We start from the raw sequence: 2,369 nt of genomic DNA, 5'->3' as shown, positions 1-2,369 counted from the left end.
CGGCCCTCGTTGCCGGGCATGACGCCGTCGGCGACCAGCATGGTGCCGGTGCGCACGTGGTCGGCGATCACGCGCAGGCTCACGTCGGCGCGGTGGTCGCGGCCGTAGCGGGTCTTGGTGAGCTCGGCCGCCTTGTCGAGGATCTTGTAGGTGGTGTCGATCTCGTAGAGGTTGTCGACGCCCTGCAGGATCGTCGCCATGCGCTCCAGGCCCATGCCGGTGTCGATGTTCTTGGCCGGCAGCTCGCCGGAGATGTCGAAGTCGACCTTGGTGCGGACCTGGCTGAGCTGGTACTGCATGAAGACGAGGTTCCAGACCTCGAGGTAGCGGTCCTCGTCGGCGACGGGGCCGCCCTCCTTGCCGTACTCGGGGCCGCGGTCGTAGTAGATCTCCGAGCAGGGGCCGCCGGGGCCGGGCACGCCCATGTGCCAGTAGTTGTCCTCCAGGCCGCGGCGCTGGATGCGGCTCTCGGGCACGCCGACCTTGTTGCGCCAGATGTCGTAGGCCTCGTCGTCCTCAAGGTAGACGGTGGCCCACAGCCGCTCCTCGGGGAAGCCGAAGCCGCCGTCGGACTCGGACCTGGTGAGCAGCTCCCACGCGAACGGGATCACTTCGGACTTGAAGTAGTCGCCGAAGGAGAAGTTGCCCAGCATCTGGAAGAAGGTGGCGTGCCGGGTGGTCTTGCCGACCTCTTCGATGTCGGGCGTGCGCACGCACTTCTGCGCGGTGGCCAGCCGTGACGCCGGAGGCTTGCGCTGCCCCAGGAAGTACGGCTTGAACGGCACCATACCGGCAGGAACCAGGAGTAGCGTGGGGTCCTCAGCGATCAGGCTGGCCGAGGGCACGACCTTGTGCCCACGCTCCTCGAAGAAGCGCAGGAAGCGGCGGGCTATCTCTGCCGACTCCATTGTGGCCATCCTTTGCTGGTAGTCAGTTGTCGATTTCAGCGTTGTCGAGCCCGAAGCGCGCCCGCAACTGGGTTTCGCGCTCGGCGGCCTCGCCTAGCGCGTCAGAGGTAAAGTCTCTCACCCGCGCGAGCATCCCCGCCGCGCCGTCGGCGGTGCGCCGCACGACGTGGGTCGGGTGCAGCGCCTGCAGCCTGCGCATCACCCAGAAGGCGAGGAACGCGCCGAGCGAGAGGTAGAACAGCCGTCTGATCACCGGGACCGCCTCACCCTGGCGGGCCTGCGGGCCTCGATGGCGCGCCGCACGCCGTAGCCGAGCGACGACACCTTGATCAACGGGCCGGTGAAGATGGTCTGCGTGACCGCGCTGAGCTTGGCGGCGTGCGCGCTGACCTGCTTGACGTCCTGGGCGATGGCCTCGACGGCGACGAGTTGCCTGTTGGTCTCGTTGACCGTGACGCTCACGTCGTCGAGCAGCGGCACCAGGCGGTTGTTCAGGTCGGAGACCGCCTTGGTGGTCTCGGTGAGCAGCCTGGCGAGCTTGACGAGCACCATGGCGAGAACGCAGACCAGGACAATCCAGCCCGTGGCCGCGATCAGCCCGGCGACCTCTCCAGCGGTAAGCATCCGCTCATCTCCCTCGTACGCTGGGCCGGAACGGCATGAACCCTATCGCGTCCCGGCGACAAGGTTAGTGAGGAAAACGGGCCGGATCCGGCGGCGAGGCCACCTGCGGACACTTCCGTGACCGATCACATGCCGCTCCGACCAGGCGTTCCGCCACCCGGCCCGCCTCCTGTCACGCCTCCTGTCACGCCTCGGGGACGCGGGCGAAGGCGCGTACGGGAACCCGCCCGACGCCCTCCAGGAGCGGCGGCGCGGCCGTGAACAGGGCGCCGGTGGGCGGCAGCCGGTCGAGCCCGGCCAGCCGCTCCACGACCGGCACGCCCGCCGCCAGCAGCACGTCCAGAGCCGCCGACCCCCCGACGCCGTCGAGGCCGTCGGCGTCGGTGCCGACCAGGGACGCGCCGCGCCCGGCCAGCCACGAGGCGGCCTCCGGGGTGAGCCGCCCCCCGCCGGACGCGCCGGTGTGCAGCAGCACCGCCCTGCCGCGCACGTCGAAGGCGGCCAGCGCGCCCACGCCGATCTTCCGCGCCTCGGCGCCCGCCACGCGCACCACCACGGCGGGCAGTTCGGCGGTGCGGGCCAGGGGCAGCCCGGTCAGGTCGCCGCCGGGCGCCACCAGGTACGTGCCGCCGTCGGCGGGCGGGCGGGCCAGCTCGACCAGCGCTCCCCCGGCCGCCGGCGCGGCCTGCGCGGCGCGGTCGGAGGGCCCTCCCCTGGTGCCCTTGTGCGGCTCGGCGAAGATCTCGACGTTGTCCAGCTCGACGCCGTCGGTCATCAGCAGGCCGAGCGAGGCCACGAACAGCGCGGCGATCTCGTCCTCGGCGGCGTCGGGGCCGG

General features: G+C 71.0%; 4 protein-coding genes. All 4 read right to left on the bottom strand.

Features of this window, described 5'->3' with window-relative positions; all coding sequences use genetic code 11:
* Positions 1-908: alanine--tRNA ligase-related protein (locus ACWCSD_RS51670; protein ID WP_449927089.1), on the bottom strand; the 908-nt coding region annotated here is incomplete at its 3' end.
* Positions 909-930: 22 nt separating this feature from the next.
* Complete coding sequence (locus tag ACWCSD_RS51665; protein WP_352327836.1) at positions 931-1,161, bottom strand: hypothetical protein; 231 nt, start codon at positions 1,159-1,161, stop codon at positions 931-933.
* Entirely contained in the window at positions 1,158-1,532 is a 375-nt protein-coding gene (locus ACWCSD_RS51660; RefSeq protein WP_352327837.1) for a DUF948 domain-containing protein, read from the bottom strand. Before ACWCSD_RS51660 ends, ACWCSD_RS51665 begins: the two co-directional genes overlap by 4 nt.
* A 184-nt stretch (positions 1,533-1,716) precedes the next feature.
* On the bottom strand, positions 1,717-2,369 hold a 653-nt coding region (locus ACWCSD_RS51655), incomplete at its 5' end, for a cyclase family protein (protein ID WP_449927085.1).

Source organism: Nonomuraea sp. NPDC001684, from assembly GCF_053596515.1.
The sequence above is the reverse complement of the archived record's forward strand: the minus strand, read 5'-3'. Positions and strand labels throughout refer to the sequence as shown.

What these genes read in the sequence shown, in the direction of transcription:
- ACWCSD_RS51660 (WP_352327837.1), bottom strand. Translation starts at nt 1,532, where the DNA reads ATGCTTACCGCTGGAGAGGTCGCCGGGCTGATCGCGGCCACGGGCTGG.